This window comes from Seonamhaeicola maritimus, assembly GCF_008056315.1.
Classification (GTDB): Bacteria; Bacteroidota; Bacteroidia; order Flavobacteriales; family Flavobacteriaceae; genus Seonamhaeicola; species Seonamhaeicola maritimus.
The window spans coordinates 632895-654293 of record NZ_VRKQ01000010.1 but is presented as its reverse complement, the minus strand read 5'-3'; the positions used below and the strand labels follow the sequence as shown (position 1 = coordinate 654293).

Here is a 21399-nt window from a genome sequence, read left to right as displayed (position 1 = left end):
TTCACTGTATCTAAATTGTATCGAAAAGTTATTAAAGTGAAAAACAAAAATCTAGTTTTTTAAATGAAAACAAAAAAACAAAAATCCACAACTCCCAATTTTTCAAAATACATACGTTTGTTTTGGATTTTATTTTCAGGAGGTATTTTGTCAATAGTACTTGTGTTTTTATTGGCTTCTTTGGGTGTGTTCGGGGAAATGCCCGATCATACGGTTTTAGAAAATCCAAGAACAAATTTAGCTACAGAAATTATTTCTTCTGATGGACAAACCTTAGGAAAGTTTTACTTTAATGATAATAGAACACCTGTAGGTTACAATGAGTTGCCAAAACATCTAGTTGAGGCATTAATTGCCACTGAAGACGCTAGGTTTCATGATCACTCTGGTATTGATGCTAGAGGTACTTTGAGGGCAATCGTAAAACTTGGAAAAGGGGGAGGTGCTAGTACCATTTCGCAACAATTAGCAAAACAGTTGTTTCATGGAGAAGGGTCGAAAAATACGGTTGGCAGAATTATACAAAAGATTAAAGAATGGATAATAGCTATTCGACTAGAGAAACAATATACCAAGGAGGAAATTGTTGCACAGTATTGTAACATATATGACTTTTTAAATAATGCTGATGGTATTAGAAGTGCAGCGCGTATTTATTTTGGCAAGGAACCAATGGAGTTATCTTTAAAAGAATCTGCGATGTTAGTAGGGATGTTTAAGAATTCTTCTTTATTTAACCCTAGGAGACGTGAAGAGTTAACAAAGAAAAGGCGGAATGTTGTGTTGGGGCAAATGTATAAATATGAGTACATAACTGAAGCTTTAAAAGATTCATTGCAAAAGACCGAGTTAGATATAAATTATACGCCGGAATCTCACAGAGAAGGGTTAGCAACTTATTTTAGAGGGTATTTAGATGGTTTTATGAAAGAATGGATAAAAGATAATCCTAAACCTGATGGCACAAAATATAACCTGTACAATGATGGTTTGAAAATTTATACTACAATAGATTCGCGCATGCAAAAGTATGCTGAGGATGCTGTACAACAGCATATGCCCAGGCTTCAAGCTGAGTTTTTTCATCAGAATACGCCTAAACGCAATCCTACAGCGCCATTTTTAGAAATAACTCGCGGCGCTATTGATACATTGATGCGCAATGCCGTGAAACAATCAGAGCGTTGGAGGCATATGAAATATGATCTTAAAAAGAAAGATGATGAAATTAAAGCTTCTTTCCATAAACCAACAAAAATGACTGTTTTTGAATGGAAAGATGGTGTTGCTAGTGAAGTTGATACGGTTATGAAACCATGGGATTCAATGCGTTATTACAAGTCATTTTTAAGAACGGGCATGATGTCTATGGATCCTAATACCGGACATGTAAAAGCTTGGGTTGGCGGTATGAATTACAGACATTTTCAGTACGACATGGTGAAACAAGGCAAGCGTCAAATTGGATCAACTTTTAAGCCATTTGTATATACAGCGGCTATTGACCAATTACATTACTCGCCTTGTGACGAGTTTCCAGATACGCCTTTTTGTATTGAAGCAAATAAATATGGGAACCCAGAAGAATGGTGCCCAAGAAACTCTGGCGGTGAAAATGATTATGGAGGAACCAGAACCTTGCAAAATGCGTTGGCTAATTCTGTAAATACTATTACAGCCCGATTAATTGATAAAGTAGGGCCGCAACCTGTTGTAGATTTAGCAAAGAAATTAGGTGTTGAATCAGATATGCTTCCTACCCCTGCTATTGCTTTAGGAACACCAGACATAAGTGTTTATGAAATGGTTGGGGCTTATTCTGCGTTTGCAAATAAAGGAGTTTACACAAAACCGGTAATGGTAACCACTATTGAAGATAAAAATGGCACACTACTTTATCAGTTTAAACCACAAACTCGCGATGTTTTAAGTGAAGAGACTGCCTATGTAGCTGTAAAATTAATGGAAGGTGTTACTAAACATGGTTCTGGGGCACGTTTGAGAACGAAAGGAGCTGATGCATATAGAGCTGATTATAGAGAGGTAGTTACAGGTTACCCCTATGAATTTACTAACCCAATAGCTGGAAAAACCGGTACAACCCAGAACCAAAGTGATGGCTGGTTTATGGGTATGGTGCCAAATTTAGTTACAGGTGTTTGGGTAGGGGCAGAAGATCGTGCGGCACATTTTGCAAGTATAACTTACGGACAAGGAGCGTCAATGGCACTACCTATTTGGGGTTTATATATGAAGAGTTGTTATGCTGATGAAACTTTAAATGTATCAACAGAAGAGTTTGAGGAACCAGAAGAATTATCAATTGAGGTTGATTGTTCTAAAATTACCAAAAAAAGTGTTTTAGACCTTGATTCTGATGAGGTACCAGAAGAATTAGAGTTTTAGAAGGTCTTCTAAATCTTTTTAGCAAACTCAATAAAGAATTGCACCGATTCAGGATTACGCATGGCATCAATGTTTATAGATTTCTCTATTGGCATTTTTAGCAATATTTTCTTAATCGGAGCTTCCATTTTCTTTCCACTAATGGTATAGGGTATGTCTTGTACTTCAATAATTTCATCTGGCACATGTCTGGGAGAATAATCACTTTTTAGTTGCTTATTGATTTTTGTTTTAATTTCCTCAGATAACCCATAACCATTTTTAAGTTTTACAAATAAGGGCATGAAATGTTTACCTCCTTCTAATTCAAGATTTATTATTAAGGAATCTTCTATAGCTTTAATTTTATTTACGGCGCTATAAATTTCACTAGTACCAATTCTAATTCCATGCCTATTTAAAGTGGCATCAGAGCGTCCATAAATAGTAAGTCCATTTGTTATAGAATTTATTTTTATAAAATCACCATGTCTCCATTTCCCTGGATAATCTTCAAAATAACTCGATTTGTAACGAGCATTGTCTTTGTCGTTCCAAAAGTAAATTGGCATTGAAGGCATGGGTTTGTTAATGACCATTTCTCCTAAATCATCTTCAACAGTATTGCCTAAATCATCTAAGGCATATAACGATACTCCTAAAGCACGACATTGAATCTCTCCGGAGCGAACATTGTAAAACGGTGTGCCACCAACAAAGGCAGTACAAACATCTGTTCCACCGGCCATAGAGCATAACCAAACATCATTTTTAATGTGGTTGTAAACATAATCAAAAGCCTCTGCTGGTAATGGTGCCCCTGTAGAACTAATGGATCTAATAGATGATAGGTTGTGTGCCTTTTTAATATCAATTTGCTTCTTCATATTTGCTACCAAATAAGGCGCACTTGTTCCAAAATGATTGATACTTAAATCATCTGAAAAGTTCCAAAGTGAGTCAAATTTAGGATAGGTTGGGCACCCATCGTATAATACAATAGAAGCCCCCATAAGTAATGCCGATTGTAAAAAATTCCACATCATCCACCCGGTTGTTGTAAACCAGAAATACCGTTCACCCTCGTGCACATCATTATGGAAAGCCATATACTTAAAATGTTCTAGGAGAATACCTCCATGAGAGTGTACAATAGCTTTTGGTAATCCGGTAGTTCCAGAAGAATATAATACCCAAATTGGATGATTAAAATCTACTGGTTGAAACTGTAATGTGCCACCATCAATTTTAAAAATAGTATTTATGTCTTCATAAGCGTCTGAAAAATTATCAAGAGCATTTTCATTTATGTAAGGTAGTAGAATAACCTTTTTTAGAGTAGGAAGCGAAGCAACAATTTCTTTTACAGTATTCGTTTTATCATAAGGTTTTCCGTTATAGCTGTACCCATCTACGGCAATTAAAACTTTAGGTTCTATTTGTGCAAACCGGTTTACCACACTTTCTGTCCCAAAATCTGGAGACGTACTAGACCAAATAGCTCCTAAGCTGTTTACAGCTAAAAAAGCTATAGTTGCTTCAGGTACATTAGGTAGAAAAGCCACCACAGTATCCTTTCTTTTAACCCCTAAAGATTTTAAATAGCTTACCATAGAAGCTACTTTTTCTTCCAACTCCTGCCACGAAATTTCAATGTTTATTCCAGATTCATTACTAAAATATATTGCTGTTTGACTAGGTTTAGATTGTCTAAAAATATGTTCTGAATAATTTAATGTAGCACCTCCAAACCATGTACAATTTGGCATGTTGTAAGATGATAAAACTTGATTATATTGAGAATGAGATTTTATTTTGAAATAATTCCAAATGCTTACCCAAAAGTCCTCGATATTTTCAATAGACCAATCCCATAAATCTTGGTAATTGTTAAATGACAAACCTTGATTTCTTTTAAGCCAATTGCAATATGCTGTTAAATGACTTTTCTGTTTGAATGTGCCTGAAGCCTCCCAAAGTTTTTTCATAAAAAGTAAAGTGGTTTTCTTGAATCAAATATAAAGATTTCTATACAGTTTAAATTGATAGGAAAAGCAGGGGTTTTGTAATAAGGAGACAGTAACACCGATAAAAATGTTAAAAAAATAAGCATTTCATCGATAAATTATGTTTTTAATCTGTTTTATTGAAAAAATGTTTCATATTAGCAGTCCCCAAATCAACCAAACCAAATTATAGATAATTCCAAATCTGCCATGAACTTAACCTACAACAAAATGGAACCAAATCTACCTGAATTGCCTACATTTGAACCAAATCTACCTGAACCACCTAGCTTAAGTGAAAACAAATTTAAAGAGACGCTTCAAGAGAATGTGCGTTTTTTTAAAAGTCTATTCTACTTAACAAAAAAAACATTTATGTTTTAAATGCCTTTAGGAATGGCATCAATTAATTTTTTGGTGTAATTTTTCTTGGGATTGTTATAGATTCTATCGGCATCATTGAGTTCCTCAATTTCACCTTGATTCATTACCAATAGTTGGTCAGACATATATTTAACCACTGCTAAATCGTGTGAAATAAATATATATGTAAAACCGAAATCTTCTTTAAGCTCATTCAGTAAGTTTAAGACTTGTGCTTGGACAGATATATCTAACGCTGAAACGGATTCATCACAAACAATTAATTTAGGTTCAAGTGCAATGGTTCTTGCAATACCAATACGTTGTCTTTGGCCACCTGAAAATTCGTGAGGATAACGATTAAAATACACTTCAGATAACCCAACTCTATCCAAAATTTCAATCACTCTTTCTTTTCGTTCTTTATCCGAATTAAACAGTTTATGCACTCTCATGGGTTCCATAATAGCTTCACCAACAGGGATTCTTGGGTTTAATGAAGAATACGGGTCTTGAAATATAATTTGAATGTCTTTCCGAAGTTTTTTAACCTCATTTTTTGAAAGCGCAGTAATGTCAATGCCATTATATATAATTCCTCCCGAAGTAGCCTTATCTAATTGAAGAATGGCATTTCCTAAAGTAGATTTTCCGCAACCAGATTCACCAACTAACCCTAAAGTTTCGCCTTTATAAAGTTTAAAACTAACATTGTTTACAGCTTTAAACGCTTTAGGTTTGGAGAACCACCCAGATTTTGAAAAATAGGTTTTATCAACATTTAAAACCTCCAAAAGAGGAGACTTGCTGTATATTTTTTCATGTTGTAGCCTGCGTTGTTCACTTGTTATTATTTCTTTTGAAATAGAATCATCTAAATAATCTTGGATGGTTGGTAATACCTTTAATCTAGTATCTAAAGATGGTCTGGAGTTAATAAGTGCTTTCGTATAATTATGCTGAGGCGCATTAAATATGTTTGAAACGACACCATTTTCAACAATTTCGCCTTTATACATTACCAAAACTCTATCAGCTATTTCTGAAATTAACGCCAAATCATGAGTAATGAAAATAACACTCATTTTGGTTTCTTCCTGAAGTGTTTTAAGTAGCTTGATAATATCTTTTTGAACGGTAACATCTAAAGCCGTGGTTGGCTCATCAGCAATTAAAATATCTGGTTTACAAGCTATAGCCATGGCAATCATAACACGTTGCTTTTGTCCGCCTGAAATTTCATGAGGATAAGCTTTAAAAACGCGTTTGGGTTCCGGTAATTTTACTTTTTCAAAAAGTAAAATAACTTCGTTTTTAGCTTCAGCTTTAGATAGATTTGTGTGCAGCGACAATATTTCCAAAACCTGTTTTCCACATGTCATAGATGGATTTAAAGAACTCATAGGTTCCTGAAAAATCATGGCAATTTTATTGCCTCTTATACTTTGAAATACTTTAGATGATAGTGTGGTTAAATCTTGGTCTTTATAACCAATACTACCTGAAGTGATTTTTGAAATGCCTTTAGGTAACAAACCTAAAATAGCTAGAGAAGATACGGATTTACCAGATCCAGATTCACCAACAATTCCCAAGATTTCATTTTCATTCAATTTATATGAAATGTTATGAATCACTTCATTGCTCCCAAATGAAATGGAAAGGTTTTTAACAGATAAAATGGGGCTATGCTTCATTAAATATGGAGTATTTCGTCATCATTCAACAGTTCATCACCTCGCAATCTTAAAAAGATTTGGGCCACAGCAATGGTATCTTTTTCACAATAAGTTATAATTCTATCAATGGCATTCTCTTCATAATAAACTCTATAAACTTCACTACCATCAATATCGTCTTTGGGTGATGGAATTCCTAAGACATTCGTGAGTAACTTTAAAGAGGTATAAGTTTTATAGTCACCAAATTTCCATAATTCTAAAGTATCTAAATGCGGAACTTCCCAAGGTTTTTTACCAAAGAGGTTTAGTTTATAAGGTAATTCAATGTCATTAATAATCATACGGCGCGCAATGTAGGGAAAGTCGAATTCTTTTCCATTATGTGCACAAAGTAAATGTTTGGTTTGACTGAAATGAGAAATTAATAGGTTTTTAAAGTCCTTTAAAATTGTGATTTCATCACCATAAAATGAAGTGGTTCTAAACTTTCTAAGGTCACCTTGAAAGTTAAAATACCCAACCGAAATACAAACTATTTTACCAAACTCCGCCCAAATACCGGCACGCTCGTAAAACTCTTCGGCAGTAAAATCATCTTTTCTTTGGTATTGTGATTTATGTTCCCAAAGAGCTTGTTTATCTTCATCTAAATCAGAAAAATGTTGATGTTCCGGAACGGTTTCAATATCCAGAAATAATATGTTTTCTAAATTTAGTTTTGAAATCATCTTTTGTTATTTAAAATAAGTGAACACTGCTTACCAAAAACCCCTGCTACTCCAGCTGCAATCCCTCCAATAATTCCAGTTACAAGTATTAAAACATAGGGGTTTCCTCCAAGAGGAAATAAAACTGCTATTTTTTTAGCAAGCGTAAAGTCGTTTGAAGAGCTTAACCAAAACGCATAAATCATCCAGAAAAAAGCTTTGGCTAAGAACGGAATAAAAAACACAGCTCCTTTTTTTAAACTTAAAAGAATTGAGGTTATGAAAGCTGCAACCATAATAGACCACCATGGCAAAAATTGCGATAAGATAAACGCCAAAACTATGGTTACAATAAAATTTAAAAGTTTTCTGTTCATAGTGTTAAGTTTTGAGTTGCTACAATGCCATCTGTATTATTTTGGTCTTGCATAAAATTTAAATCAAGATATTTTCCAGCAGCCCAATCATCAATAAAATTATCATAATATTTACTTCCAGGATTTCCTGACTGTCCCCCAGGATAAATACCAATAGCTTTAGGAGGAGAGCTCATTTCTACAATCATTCTCCATGACGGCCCCCAGTTTTTGCCAGCTGCGTTTACTGTGTTTTTATCTCCGCCAATGGGAATATTATGTCGAGAAAAAGCAGGAAGCCCTTGTAGAAGGTGTTTCACATATGTTCCTTTGTATTTACTCCAGGCGTAATCTCCATTTTTACTTTTCCAATCTTGAAGCTCCTTAGCAGCTTGCTTAAATGAGATTAAAAAGAGATCGTGTGCGTTTTCCTTTTCAGGGGTTTGCAAAATGTCCATTGCAGAATCATCAGGATTATTTTTTAATAAATGAATAGTTTGATAAACAAAAGGCGTTACTAATGCTACATCACTTCTTTTGTATTCATCCCAAATGATTCTATTTAAGTTTGTCCACCATGCATCCCAAATGCTTGGTGCAATCATATCTGTTTCACTATTAAAATCCCATGATTTTATAATGTTCAACAGGCCTTTTTCTTCAGTATTTAAAGTTGACGCATCCATATTTTTTAACATATAAGGCAATAAATCTGAAGCTTTTTTATTAAAGTTGGTGTTCTGAAGCTTTTTAAAATCCTGAATATTATACTTGTCTTTAGCTCTGAAATAGTCATTAATAACTCTATTTCTATAAGTGTCATACCCATCATTAAACACAAAAAAAGGATAAGCTGAATCTGTTGGGAACTGATTTGATGAACTCACAAAACCGCGTTCTGGGTTTTTTGTATGTGCATTATATTCTTGAGGAATAAAACTTTGCCAATCATGGTCTGGGTTACTTCCATCCAATAAAAATTTCCCTTGTTCTTTCCATTTATTTGGGAATTGACCTTGAACCCAAAGCGCAATATCGCCTTCAGTTGAAGCGAATACAAAATTTTGCGCTGGAGCAACCCAGTTTTTAATAGCATTTAAATAATCGTTATAGTTTTTTCCTTTATTTAAATCTAAGAAAATGTAAGAATCTGCTTTTGCCATGTGTCCTATCCACTTCATGGCATAACCTATTTTCTCTCCCTTACCTTTAAATGTATGATCATAACTTACTGGCCCATGATGTGTGTAAATAACCGAATCTAAATAGGATTCCTTTCCTTTAATTTTAATTTCTTCAACTCTAACACTGGTATTTTTCCAACCATCACCATATTTATATTTGGCTCTGCTCTTGTCTTGAAATTCAATTTTATACCAATCTTTTACATCTCTGGTGGCGTTGGTTTCGCCCCAAGCAATATGATTATTAAACCCAGAAATGATACCCAGAGCTCCAGGAAGTGTTGCTCCAAAGGAGTTGTGCTCTGGTGTTGCTAATTGCATGACATACCAAATGGATGGTAGGTTGAGCCCCAAATGTGGGTCGTTTGCTAATATTGGGTTTCCGGAATATGATTTTTTAGGACCAACCGCCCAATTATTACTGCCATTATGAGGGTTTGGTTTTTCCATGGTTTCTGTAATAGAGTCTAGTGGCAGTTCACTTTTAGGTGTTTCAGTTGTTTTCTTATTAATGAAACTCCAATCTGTTTCTCTGGGAATAACAGGGTCATGAAAATCAAAAAAATCTGGATAAAGAAAATCAAACCGTTCTTTACCAAGTTCTCTTAAAGCATTGGTGTATTCTAAATCAGAGTCTCCTCCACAAAGCATATCTGTCATAAACATTAGTAAAAAAGCCGTCTTTTTAGTACTCCATAGTTCTGGTTTATAATCTAACAGCTTATATTCAACAGGTAAATCTTTTGAATTTAAGTTATTAATAAAACTATTAACGCCTTCTGAAAAGGCTTCAATTAATTTTTTAGTTTCTAGATTAGCACCCCATTTCTTAACCAAAACATCGGCTCCATATCCCATTCCTTTTCGGCGTTGGGACCTATCATAGGTTAAACCTTTTTCACCAATAATTTCCGATATTCTTCCAGCCGAAGCATGGGTTTGAAACTCCATTTGCCATAACCTGTGTTTTGCTGTAACATACCCTTGAGCTCTATATAAATCCTTGTCGTTTTGCGCGAAAATATGAGGAATTAAATGCTCGTCATAGTGAACCGTAACTTTATCCGTCAACCCTTCAATTTGGACGTCGGTAACATCGAAATCATCCTTTTCATTTTGCCAAATACCACTAGTTGGATTTAAAAACTTTCCTATTGGGGGAGCAGAACCTATTTGATTATTTAAACCATAAAAAACTGCTACAACAAGTGAAGCAGAAAGAATCAACTTAAGAAATTTCATTTAAATGAATTTAATGTAGAAACTAAAGATAGTAAAATTCTATTCTACTAGGAAACACTAGAAAAGTGATTGTTGCTTATACGGACTTTCATGATTTAGCAACCATTGTTTACGGTGTAAACCACCAGCGTATCCAGTCAAACTACCGTCTGAACCAATAACTCTATGACAAGGCACAATTATCCAAAGCGGGTTTTTACCATTGGCATTTGCAACGGCTCTTATGGCTTTTGGATCACCCAATTGTTTTGAGAGTTCTAAATAAGAAATTGATTTTCCATAAGGAATTTGTTCTAACTGTTTCCATACTTTCATCTGAAAGTTAGTTCCTAATGGGTTTAATTTAAGACTGAATTCTTTACGAGTTCCTTCAAAATATTCTTTAAGTTGTATGGTACAATCTTCTAAAATTTCTGGAATGATATCAGTTATTTTTTCTTCCGAATTAACAACGATTACTGAAGAAATACCATCTACATCACCAACTATTTTAGTGTAACCTAAAGGAGAGTTTACGATACATTCTTCCATTATTCTTCATCCTTAAGAATGCCTAGTTTTTTTGCTCTAGATTCCCAGTTTTTTCTGGCTTGTAATTGAAGGTCTGAAACATTATCACTTTCATCCATAATTTCAAGACCAAGTAAGGTCTCAATCACATCTTCCATAGTAACCAAACCACTCACGGTTCCATATTCATCAACTACAAGAGCCATGTGGTTTCTGGTTTCAACCAAGTGTTCAAATAGTTTAGGAATGGCCATATTTCGGTCTACAATAATAATTTCACGCTTAATTTCAGAAAGCTTTTTATCATTGTTATCTAAAGCCATTTCTTTAAACACTTCATCTTTTAAAACAAGTCCTTTAATATTGTCTTCAGAGTCTACATACACCGGTATTCTAGAAAAGCGAAGGTTGAGGTTTTTATTGAAGAATTCTTCAACCGTAGTAGTTTCGCTTTCAATTTTCATAACGGTTCTTGGTGTCATCACATCTTTAGCCTTTACTTCTTTAAAAGTTAAAAGATTTTTAATGACCTTACTTTCTGATTCTTGAAACACGCCCTCCTCATGAGCCATGTCTGTCATGGCATGAAAGTCTTCTCTACTTAAAACGCTACCATGATGCCCTTTGCCTCCAATAAGTTTTGTTGTAAGTTGTAGTAGCCATAAAACACCTGTCCATTTTAACGGAAATATTAAAATATTTAAGGCCTTGGTAGTAAAATTAGCAAGACTTTTCCAATACGTAGCTCCAATGGTTTTTGGTATGATTTCAGAAGCAATTAGGATTAATATAGTCATGATAGTTGAAACCACGCCTACCATAATATCTTCTGTATATTCAATTCCTAAAATGCTCTTAGTTTGAGAACCATATATTTCTGCATATGCTACTTTTGCCTGAACACCCACTAAAATAGCACCAACTGTATGGGCAATAGTGTTAAGTGTTAATATGGCTATTAACGGTCTATCAACATCATTCTTTAGCGTTTCTAATTCTGAGGCATAGGCCTTATTTTCTTTCTTTTTAACGTTTATAAAGGTTGGAGTAACACTTAATAAAACGGCCTCAAGGATAGAACATAAAAACGAAAAGAAAATAGAAATAACGCCGTAAAAAATAAGTAGTCCCATTAATTGGTTGTATTTGATGCTAATTTAAGGAATATGCAATATAGTTGTAAATGTATTCTATTTTTTTGTCTGATAAATCTGGAAACGGCATGCACTCTGTGTTTCCAAACATGTTCTCCCTATTACGTTTTTCGTTTTTTACAAACTGTTGAAACTTCTCTAGATTATAGTTTTTAAAATTATTTTGCAGCAATGGGGGATCTACAATTCCTTGTAGTTTGTGACAAGCAGTACAATTTATTTTGAATTGTCTTCTGCCTTCTAAAATATCATCATCCAAAATTTGCCGAATAGAACTTATGGGTTCAGGGTCTTGCGTACCACGGACTGAAATTCTGTTTTTGTTTACAAAATATAGCGAACCTAGACCAAAAATAACTACTAAAGCAAATATGAACACAATTTTCTTCAAGATTTATGACAATAATTTCACAACGTCCTTAGCAAAATAAGAGGCGATTATATCTGCGCCAGAACGTTTAAAAGCCATTGTGGTTTCCATCATAATTTGGTCATGATCTAACCAACCTTTTTCAGCCGCTGCTTTTATCATGGCATATTCACCCGATACCTGATAAACCGCCACCGGAACATCAACATCATTTTTAATTTCGCGTACAATATCTAAATACGAAATTCCAGGTTTAACCATAACAATGTCTGCGCCTTCATCAATATCCATTTCAGTTTCACGAACTGCTTCAAATCGATTAGCATAATCCATCTGATAGGTTTTTTTGTCTTTTGGAATATCAACTAAATCAACTGGAGCAGAATCTAAAGCGTCACGAAATGGACCGTAAAAGGCCGAGGCATATTTAGCGGAATAACTCATAATACCCGTATTAATAAAACCCACATCTTCCAATGCCTCACGGATGGTTAAAATACGTCCATCCATCATATCACTTGGGGCTACAAAATCTGCTCCGGCTTGTGCATGGGAGATGCTCATTTCTGCTAAAACTTCGGCGGTTACATCATTCATTATTTGTCCGTTTTCAATAATACCATCATGTCCATAAGCCGAATAAGGGTCTAAAGCTACATCGGTCATAACCAACATATCTGGACATACATTTTTTACAGTTCTAACGGCTCGTTGCATTAATCCGTCAGGGTTTAAAGCTTCCGTTCCTTTATTATCTTTTAAACTATCAGGAACTTTTACAAAAAGTAGCACCGATTTTAAACCTAGTTTCCAAAGTTCTTTCACTTCGTTTTCCAATAAATCTAAACTATAGCGAAAGTAATTAGGCATTGATGGAATTTCATCTTTGATACCTTTACCTTCAACTACAAAAAGAGGTACTAAAAAATCGTTTGGTGTTATTACAGTTTCACGAACTAAGGAGCGAATGGCTTCGTTTGTTCTTAATCTTCTGTTTCTTCTAAGTGGATACATTGCGTAAATGTTTATAAGTTAACCCAATCTACTGGGTTTTTTAATACTTCTAATAATTTTTCTTCTTCACTTCCGACTTCCGGTTGATGGTCATACACCCATTGTACATGGGGAGGTAAGCTCATTAATATGCTTTCAATACGTCCGTTAGTTTTCAATCCAAATAATGTGCCTTTGTCATGTACTAAATTGAATTCTACATAACGTCCGCGACGGATTTCCTGCCAATTTCTTTGCTCATCATTGTAGGATAAAGCTTTTCGTTTTTCAACAATAGGAACGTATGCATCTAGGAAACTATCACCTACTTCGGTTACAAAATTATACCAGTTTTGCATGGTCATATCGTCTGAAGCCTTGCAATAATCGAAAAATAAACCACCAATACCACGTGCTTCATTTCTATGCGTATTATAAAAGTACTCATCGCATCGTGCTTTATACTTTGGATAAAACTCAGGATTATGTTTATCACAAGCCGTTTTACATACTTGATGAAAATGTTTTGCATCTTCTTCAAACAGGTAATAAGGTGTTAAATCTTGCCCGCCACCAAACCATTGGTTTACAACAGTCCCATCTTGATCGTACATTTCGAAATAACGCCAATTAGCATGAACTGTTGGAACCATCGGGCTTTTAGGATGAAGCACTAAACTTAGTCCACAAGCAAAAAAATCTACATCACCAACGTTGAAATAAGCTTGCATTGACTTAGGAAGCTTGCCATGAACACCAGAAATATTAACGCCTCCTTTTTCAAATACATTTCCATTTTGAATCACGCGTGTTCGTCCGCCGCCACCTTCAGGTCGTTTCCAAATGTCTTCTTGAAATTTCGCTTTCCCGTCAACTTCTTCAAGTTTAGAGGTAATGTGGTCTTGTAAATCATGTATATATTGGAAGAATGTATCCTTCATAATTATTCAATTTCTTTGTATAATTCATAAAGCTCCATATCCATAGGAGCTTCTCCTGGTGGAGTATGTTCTTTTTCTAAAGTTTTTATCCAAGTAAAATTACAGTTTTCAGCCACTTTTACACTGCCGTAATTGGTTTTGTAAACAATTATTTGAATGCTCTCCAAACCTACGGTTTCAAACGCAAATTCTGATAAAATCTTAATAGCTTGAGAAGTGATGCCTTTCCCTTCAAATCCATAATGGACGCAGTAGGCAAACTCCCCTTGTTTTCTGCCCCAATCAAGTGATTTTAAATAAATAAGCCCGATAAGGTTATTGGGTTGGTTTTCTTTAATAGTGAATAAAAATTCTTGTTTTAGCTTAAACTGTTTTACTTTTTTATCTGCAAATATTTTTGAAAGATCTGGGGATAAATTCTGTTCTAAAGTCTTAGGAAAATAACGTTTTAATCTGTCTTCATTGGCCGTAACAAAATTGCAAATATTCCAAGCGTCTTGAATTTGAATGGGTTCTATATAAAAAGTATCAAAATCAAACCGCATGAGGTAAGTTGTTTTTTAGTTTTAAAGCCTCTATGGTTCTTACTGATGCCGCTGTTACAGATAGCGGAAGCACCAAAATAACACCTATAATTGGTATTAATAAAAACAATAAAAACACAATGCCGTTACCAATAGCTAACCCCCTGTTTCTTCTAACAAATGCTATGCTTTGAGTGTACTTATAATGACGTTCTAAAGTATAATCCATATTACCAAAACCAGCATAATAGGCTTGAAGTAAAAATAAAATTGCAGTAGAAAATATATTAACTACGGGGATAAATTTGAGCAGCAAAAGTGGAATTGTTAAAAGCAACTCCATAAATAAATTACGAACATTAATACGGATACCACGCCAAAGCTGTTGTGCAAATGAAGTGTCTCTATAGTTTTGATTGATTCTACCAGTGAAATGAGCTTCAATTTTCTCTGAAACCGGACTCATAAATGGCGCTGATAATGCCATTATGATGTGCTTAAAAAGAATAAGACCAATGACTAAAATTATTAGTCCACCAATAAAATTACTAATTGTAGCAAAAGTATCATGACCCCAATCCCAAACCCATATTTTTGAAATGAAACCACCAATATTATCTGATAAGCCATAGGCCGACCAAAAAATGGTAATGGCAGTTACAAAGCTAATAAGCATTGGTACTGCAAAAAACTTCCAAAGTTTTAACTTGGATATTAAATTAAATGCACCGAAGTACGCTTTTATTCCTGAAGATATGTTTTTAATCATAACTTAAATTTTACAGCTATAAGTAAGCATATCACACTTTGTGTTACAATTAACTTCCGTATTCTTTTACAGCATCTATAAATGCTTTAGCATGATCTAATGGAATGTTAGGTAAAATACCATGACCAAGGTTTACTACGTATTTATCTTTTCCAAAAGCGTCAATCATTTGGGTGACCATTTTTTTAATTTCGGCTGGTGGAGATAGTAATCTTGATGGGTCAAAATTACCTTGTAGCGTTATATTTCCGCCAGTTAAATAACGGGCATTCTGTGGAGAACATGTCCAGTCTACACCTAATGCCGCAGCATTACTTCTTGCCATTTCCCCCAATGCAAACCAACACCCTTTACCAAATGCAATTACAGGAGCATCATCTTTTAAAGCTTCAATAATCTGATTGATGTATTGCCATGAAAACTCTTGATAATCTGTTGGTGATAACATACCTCCCCAAGAATCAAATACTTGAACTGCATTTACACCGGCTTTCACTTTTTCTTTTAAATATGCAATGGTGGTATCCGTAATTTTTTGAAGTAATTGATGTGCAGCTATTGGATTTGTAAAACAGAATTCCTTGGCTTTATCAAACGTTTTACTCCCTTGACCTTGCACGCAGTAACATAAAATGGTCCATGGAGAACCCGCAAAACCAATTAGTGGAATGTCATCATTCAATAATTCTTTGGTAGCTTTTATGGCTTGATATACGTAATCTAATTCTACTGTTACATCGGGTACTACTACATTATCAACATCTTTTTGAGTGCGTACCGGATTTGGCAAGTAAGGCCCGAAATTTGGTTTCATTTGCACCTCAATATTCATGGCTTGAGGAATCACCAAAATATCACTAAATAAAATAGCGGCATCCATTCCATATCTTCGGATGGGTTGCACCGTAATTTCACTTGCTAACTCCGGAGTACGACATCTTGTAAAGAAATCATACTTCTCACGAATGGCAATGAATTCTGGTAAATAACGACCTGCTTGACGCATCATCCATACTGGAGGACGGTCTACAGTTTCTCCCTTTAAAGCTCTTAAAAATAAATCGTTCTTTATCATAGTGTTTTTGGTTGTTGGTTAATGGTTGTTGGCATATTAAAGAACCAAAAACCAGTAGCCAGAAACTATTATATATAATGTGCGTTTACTAATTCTATTACACTTTCTACTGTTGGAACTTTAGCTACTCTAACATCTTTAAAGCGTTTTCTAGCTTCAGTAGCGGTTGTTTCTCCAATACAAAATGCAATAACTTCTTTATCGTTTTTTTGCTTGAAACTTTGGACGGTTGACGGACTATAAAACATAACGCTTTCAACAGAATCATCTAATGAAACGCCATCAAATTTGGTCTCATATGCTTCAACCTCATTAACAACAATATTATTTTCTTCAAGAATATTGGGTAAATCATCCAACCTTAAATTGCTACAAAAGAAAGTAACCGCGGTTCCTTCCATAAACTCCACTAAATAATTAGCTAGAGCTTTAGCATTTTTTTCAGAATGAGTCACTTTTCCAATTCGGTTTTCCACTAAACGTTTGGTGCGTCTGCCAACACAATAAATATTTTTGAATTGCAATTCGTCTGCCGAAAAATTAGTAAGTAAGGCATCAACTGCATTTTTACTTGTTATGATTACATTTCTAATTTCGTTTTTAACGATATGCTTTTGAATTCTATTCGGATTTGTTTTAATAAAATCTGAACTTTTAGCAGTTACTTTTTCATGAAACAAAAGACGTTGATCTTCTGTTAGCGATTTTGTAGAATAAACATTAGTTGTTTTGGATTCGTTTTTAACATCATCCATTAATCGTTTTCCACCGCGATCAATAATATAATTTGCACAAAAATCTGCAATATCATCGTGTTTCCCTAAAGCTTCAGTTTTGGAAACTTCAATTTTCTTAGAACCATCTTTACTTAAAAGAACGCCTTTAAAGTTTACTTCTTCATTTTTGATAAAAGCAAGTGCTCCAATTGGTGCGGTACAACCACCTTCAAGTTTATTTAAAAACTCACGTTCAATAGATGTACAAATTTCAGTTTCTTCATGATTTAATTGAGAACAAGCTTCAATAGCAAAATCATTTTCACCTAAAGCTGCTATCATAATTGCACCTTGTGCTGGTGCAGGAATCATCCAACTTAAATTTATGGAGTCTTCTGGTCTAATACCAATTCTACCAATGCCGGCAGCAGCAAAAATTGCTCCGTTCCAGTCATTATCTTTTAACTTTTGTAAACGTGAATTCACGTTACCACGCAAGTCTACAATGGTATGTGTTGGGTAACGATTAAGCCATTGGGCGCGCCTACGTAAACTTCCGGTAGCAACCACGGCTTCTCTAGCTCCTAGGAACTCTTCGTTATCATTAAAAACAAGAGTGTCGTTTACATTGCCTCGTTTTAAAACAGCAATTTGTTCAATCCCTTTTGGTAGTATAGTGGGTACATCTTTTAAAGAATGTACAGCAATATCTACATCATGATTTAACAAAGCTACATCTAGAGTTCTTGTAAAAATACCAGTAATACCTAACTCGTAAAGTGGTTTATCTAATACAATATCTCCTGTAGATTTTACTGGAACTAATTCTGCTTTGTAACCTAAATTTTCAAGTTGTTGTTGTACGGTTTTAGCCTGCCATAGTGCTAATTCACTATCGCGCGTACCAATTTTTATGGTTTTAGACATTTTGGGATTCTTCTAGCTGAAATACTTTTTTTATCAGTTCTAGACTGTCGTCTGTAGAACTATTATCGTCTTTTAAATGATGCGCGAAATGATTGGTAATTTTCTGAACAATATTTTTACTAATTAATTCTGCTTGCTGTTCATTAAAGTCTGATAATTTTTTACGTTGGGTATCTAATTCTGCGGTTGCAAAATCGGCAAGTTTATGTTTTAGTGCTTTTATAGTAGGAGCAAATTTTCTAGTTTCTAACCAACTATTGAATTCATCGTTAACTTCTTGAATAATAGCTTCGGCATGCGGAATATGCTCTTTGCGTTTTTCTAAAGTCTCATCTGTAATTTGAGATAAATAATCTAGGTGAACCAAACAAACATTGTCTAATTCTTTTACATTTTCATCAACATTTTTAGGAATAGATAAGTCTAAAATCAACAATGGTTTTTTAGACTGAATAATATGTTTGTCAATAGTAGGGCGGTGTGCACCAGTAGCAACGATAAGAATATCTGAATGACTAATTTCTTCTTGTAAATTCGCATAATCTTTTACTACTAAATTGAATTTACCTGCTATTTTCTCTGCTTTGTCTTTTGTTCTATTGATTAGAGTAATGTGATCATTCTTGGTATGTTTCACCAAGTTTTCACATGTATTTCTACCTATTTTACCTGTTCCAAACAACAAAATATTTTTGTTAGAAACATCTTTTATGGTTCTTAAGATATATTGTACAGAAGCAAAAGAAACTGATGTTGCACCAGACGATATTTCCGTTTCAGTTTTTATACGTTTACTTGCTTGAATAACGGCATTGACTAAACGCTCTATAAAAGGATTGAGTAAATCATTCTTTTTAGATAAAATAGCGCTAGATTTTAGCTGACTGATAATTTCGAAATCACCTAATATCTGGCTATCTAAACCTGAACCTACTCTAAACATATGATTGATAGCACCTTTATTCTTATGAACATAAGCCACCTTTTGAAACTGATCAACTGTACCATTAGTATTATCACAAAGTAATTTAATAAGTTGAAAAGGGTGTTCTGCAAAACCATAAATTTCGGTTCTGTTACAAGTAGATGTTACTACTAAACTTTCAATATGGTTCTCTTTGGCCTGTTCTAATAATGCCTTTTTTGCATCATCACCCAAACTAAAATGACCACGTATTTCGGCATCGGCTTTTTTGTAACTTAAACCAATGGCATAAAAGTTTTTACTTCTAGAAATGTTATACTTGTGCATGCTTATACCTGATAATACGGAACAAAAATAGAAGCATCACTCAAAAAAAAATAACGCTCAAAGAACTTTTAGTGTCGTTTCAGGTTTTTTCGAGAAGATTTGTAAAAAAATATGATAAATGTCATATTTTAGCAGGGAATTCAGCAGTTTTGTGTGCTGCAATGTAGAATGAATCTAAATAACATTGTAAATGAATAAAGAAATTAACGCAAAAAATGTCGCTCAAAGTACTTTTGAAGAGATTAAGGTGGATGAAGGAGTTTGGGTTTTAACTTTTAAAAATGATGAAAATATCGCACAAAGTGCTGCTAAAGATATAGATAGCTCTTACATTCAATTTCATTTTTGTGTAAAAGGAGATACTAAATTTATATTCAACCAAGGGCGATATGCTCTAGATATTCATGAAGAAAACTCGTTATTACTATACAACCCACAGCGAGAATTACCAATAAACCTTCAGGTAGAACCTAATTCTTGGATTGTATCAATATTAATATCTATTCAAAAATTTCATGGTTTGTTTTCTTCAGAGGCTGACCATATTTCATTTTTAAATGATGAAAATAAGGATAAAAAATATTATAAAGACGGTGTGATTTCGCCTTCCATGGCTATTGTGTTGAATCAGTTAATTAATTACAATTTAAATAGTTCTATAAAAGATATTTATTTTAAAGGAAAAACCTATGAATTGTTGAGTTTGTATTTTAATAGAAGTGAAGATGCTGATATTGAACAATGTCCGTTTTTAGTTGATGAAGCTAATGTGATTAAAATTAAAAATGCCAAAGATATTATTGTGGCGCGAATGGCTGAACCACCAAGTTTACAAGAATTAGCTGATGAAATAGGTTTAAGCTTAAAGAAACTTAAAGAAGGCTTTAAGCAAATTTATGGTGATTCAGTTTTTAGTTTTTTATTCGATTATAAAATGGAAGTTGCCAGAAAACTTTTAGAAGCGGGCGAAGATAATGTTAACGAAGTGGGCCATAAAGTTGGTTACAGTACATCAAGTCATTTTATTGCAGCCTTTAAAAAGAAATACGGTACTACTCCCAAAAAATATATTATGTCTTTGAGTTAATATATTAGTTTTAAAAGCTAAAATTAAAAATCAATTGTATTTTTGTGCTTCAAATATCATGTATGAAAAGAGGTGTTTTACTTGTAAACTTAGGCTCACCAGATAGCCCAGAACCTAAAGACGTAAAAAAGTATTTAGGTGAGTTCTTAATGGATGAACGTGTTATAGATATTCCTTACGCAGCCAGAGCTTTACTGGTAAGGGGTATTATTTTAAAAACTAGACCTAAGGCATCGGCTGCAGCTTACAAGAAGATTTGGTGGGAGGAAGGCTCTCCTTTAATTGTTATTTCTGAACGACTTCAAAATAAAATTCAAAAGCAAGTAGATATTCCTGTAGGCTTGGCAATGCGCTATGGTAGCATGACCATTGAAAAGGGCTTGCAAGAATTAGTAGATAAAGGTGTTGAGGAAGTATTATTGTTTCCTCTATATCCACAGTTTGCAATGGCAACTACCGAAACCATTTTGGTTAAGGCTGAGGAGTTACGTGATATGCACTTTCCCAATTTAAAATTAGAATCTGTTCCAGCATTTTATAATAAAGCAGATTATATTGAAGTACTTTCAAATTCTATCAAACTTCATTTAGAGGGAAAGAATCAGGAGCATTTATTGTTTTCATATCATGGAGTACCTGAGCGACATATCCGTAAAAGTGATATTACAAAATCTCATTGCAAAATTGATAGAAGTTGTTGTGCAACACCTAGTAAAGCGCACGAGTTTTGTTACAGACATCAATGTCTGGAAGTTACTAGATTGGTTGCCGAAAAACTACAGCTTGGAGAAGGAACCTATTCAACTTCTTTTCAATCGCGTTTAGGATTCGACCCATGGTTACAGCCATATACAGACAGAACCATTGAACGTTTAGGTAAAGAAGGTGTAAAAAATATGGCTATTGTAACTCCTGCATTTGTTAGTGATTGTTTAGAGACCTTGGAAGAAATTGCAATGGAAGGTCAAGAAATATTCCATGAAATGGGAGGCAATGATTTTACAACTATTCCATGCTTAAATGATGATGATGATTTTGTGAATTTATTATCTAATTGGATTACACAATGGCATAAAAAATAAACATGAAACATAAGGAGTTTCAACTGTGAATTTTAATCCTTATTTTTATTGTTCTATAACCAAGCCAAATTCCA

At 34.1% G+C, this 21399-nt stretch carries 18 protein-coding genes; 3 read left to right on the top strand and 15 right to left on the bottom strand.

Annotated elements, in window-relative coordinates:
• Positions 1–63: 63 nt before the first annotated feature.
• Positions 64–2406, top strand: a complete 2343-nt coding sequence (locus FUA22_RS11045; protein WP_147768284.1) for a penicillin-binding protein 1A — start codon at positions 64–66, stop codon at positions 2404–2406.
• An 8-nt stretch (positions 2407–2414) separates the two neighbouring features.
• On the opposite strand, the gene FUA22_RS11040 is transcribed toward FUA22_RS11045, so the two are convergent.
• From FUA22_RS11040 to hemA, 15 genes are all read right to left on the bottom strand, one after another.
• On the bottom strand, positions 2415–4373 hold the full coding sequence (locus FUA22_RS11040; RefSeq protein WP_147768282.1) for an acetoacetate--CoA ligase: 1959 nt from the start codon (positions 4371–4373) through the stop codon (positions 2415–2417).
• A 398-nt stretch (positions 4374–4771) separates the two neighbouring features.
• Positions 4772–6451 (bottom strand): ABC transporter ATP-binding protein, encoded by a 1680-nt coding sequence (locus FUA22_RS11035; RefSeq protein WP_147768280.1) that lies wholly within the window; start codon positions 6449–6451, stop codon positions 4772–4774.
• Positions 6451–7164 (bottom strand): 3'-5' exonuclease, encoded by a 714-nt coding sequence (locus FUA22_RS11030; protein WP_147768278.1) that lies wholly within the window; start codon positions 7162–7164, stop codon positions 6451–6453. Before FUA22_RS11030 ends, FUA22_RS11035 begins: the two co-directional genes overlap by 1 nt.
• On the bottom strand, positions 7161–7520 hold the full coding sequence (locus tag FUA22_RS11025) for a hypothetical protein (RefSeq protein WP_147768276.1): 360 nt from the start codon (positions 7518–7520) through the stop codon (positions 7161–7163). The genes FUA22_RS11030 and FUA22_RS11025 overlap by 4 nt, the downstream gene beginning before the upstream one ends.
• Positions 7517–9925: a penicillin acylase family protein gene (locus tag FUA22_RS11020; RefSeq protein WP_147768274.1), complete on the bottom strand. Its 2409-nt coding sequence runs from the start codon at positions 9923–9925 to the stop codon at positions 7517–7519. Before FUA22_RS11020 ends, FUA22_RS11025 begins: the two co-directional genes overlap by 4 nt.
• A 57-nt stretch (positions 9926–9982) precedes the next feature.
• Positions 9983–10456 (bottom strand): methylated-DNA--[protein]-cysteine S-methyltransferase, encoded by a 474-nt coding sequence (locus tag FUA22_RS11015; RefSeq protein ID WP_147768272.1) that lies wholly within the window; start codon positions 10454–10456, stop codon positions 9983–9985.
• Positions 10456–11568: a CNNM domain-containing protein gene (locus FUA22_RS11010; protein WP_147768270.1), complete on the bottom strand. Its 1113-nt coding sequence runs from the start codon at positions 11566–11568 to the stop codon at positions 10456–10458. The genes FUA22_RS11015 and FUA22_RS11010 overlap by 1 nt, the downstream gene beginning before the upstream one ends.
• Positions 11569–11587: 19 nt before the next feature.
• The gene (locus FUA22_RS11005; protein ID WP_170309898.1) at positions 11588–11980 is read right to left on the bottom strand and encodes a c-type cytochrome; all 393 of its coding nucleotides are present in this window, start codon (positions 11978–11980) and stop codon (positions 11588–11590) included.
• A gap of 3 nt (positions 11981–11983) precedes the next feature.
• Positions 11984–12973, bottom strand: a complete 990-nt coding sequence (gene hemB / locus FUA22_RS11000; protein WP_147768266.1) for a porphobilinogen synthase — start codon at positions 12971–12973, stop codon at positions 11984–11986.
• A gap of 11 nt (positions 12974–12984) precedes the next feature.
• Positions 12985–13893, bottom strand: coding sequence for an oxygen-dependent coproporphyrinogen oxidase (hemF, locus tag FUA22_RS10995; RefSeq protein WP_147768264.1), 909 nt, complete (start codon positions 13891–13893; stop codon positions 12985–12987).
• Between the two features lie 2 nt (positions 13894–13895).
• A complete protein-coding gene (locus FUA22_RS10990) occupies positions 13896–14438 on the bottom strand; it encodes a GNAT family N-acetyltransferase (RefSeq protein ID WP_147768262.1) in 543 nt (180 codons plus the stop codon).
• Positions 14428–15186: an EI24 domain-containing protein gene (locus FUA22_RS10985; protein WP_147768260.1), complete on the bottom strand. Its 759-nt coding sequence runs from the start codon at positions 15184–15186 to the stop codon at positions 14428–14430. The genes FUA22_RS10990 and FUA22_RS10985 overlap by 11 nt, the downstream gene beginning before the upstream one ends.
• A gap of 49 nt (positions 15187–15235) precedes the next feature.
• Positions 15236–16261, bottom strand: a complete 1026-nt coding sequence (gene hemE, locus FUA22_RS10980; RefSeq protein WP_147768258.1) for a uroporphyrinogen decarboxylase — start codon at positions 16259–16261, stop codon at positions 15236–15238.
• A 68-nt stretch (positions 16262–16329) separates the two neighbouring features.
• The gene (gene hemC, locus FUA22_RS10975) at positions 16330–17904 is read right to left on the bottom strand and encodes a hydroxymethylbilane synthase (RefSeq protein ID WP_147768256.1); all 1575 of its coding nucleotides are present in this window, start codon (positions 17902–17904) and stop codon (positions 16330–16332) included.
• The gene (gene hemA, locus FUA22_RS10970) at positions 17897–19156 is read right to left on the bottom strand and encodes a glutamyl-tRNA reductase (RefSeq protein WP_147768254.1); all 1260 of its coding nucleotides are present in this window, start codon (positions 19154–19156) and stop codon (positions 17897–17899) included. The genes hemC and hemA overlap by 8 nt, the downstream gene beginning before the upstream one ends.
• A gap of 190 nt (positions 19157–19346) precedes the next feature.
• On the opposite strand from hemA, the gene FUA22_RS10965 reads away from it, so the two are divergent.
• The gene (locus tag FUA22_RS10965; RefSeq protein WP_147768252.1) at positions 19347–20243 is read left to right on the top strand and encodes an AraC family transcriptional regulator; all 897 of its coding nucleotides are present in this window, start codon (positions 19347–19349) and stop codon (positions 20241–20243) included.
• A gap of 62 nt (positions 20244–20305) precedes the next feature.
• Positions 20306–21325: a ferrochelatase gene (gene hemH / locus FUA22_RS10960; RefSeq protein WP_147768250.1), complete on the top strand. Its 1020-nt coding sequence runs from the start codon at positions 20306–20308 to the stop codon at positions 21323–21325.
• Positions 21326–21399: the final 74 nt, after the last annotated feature.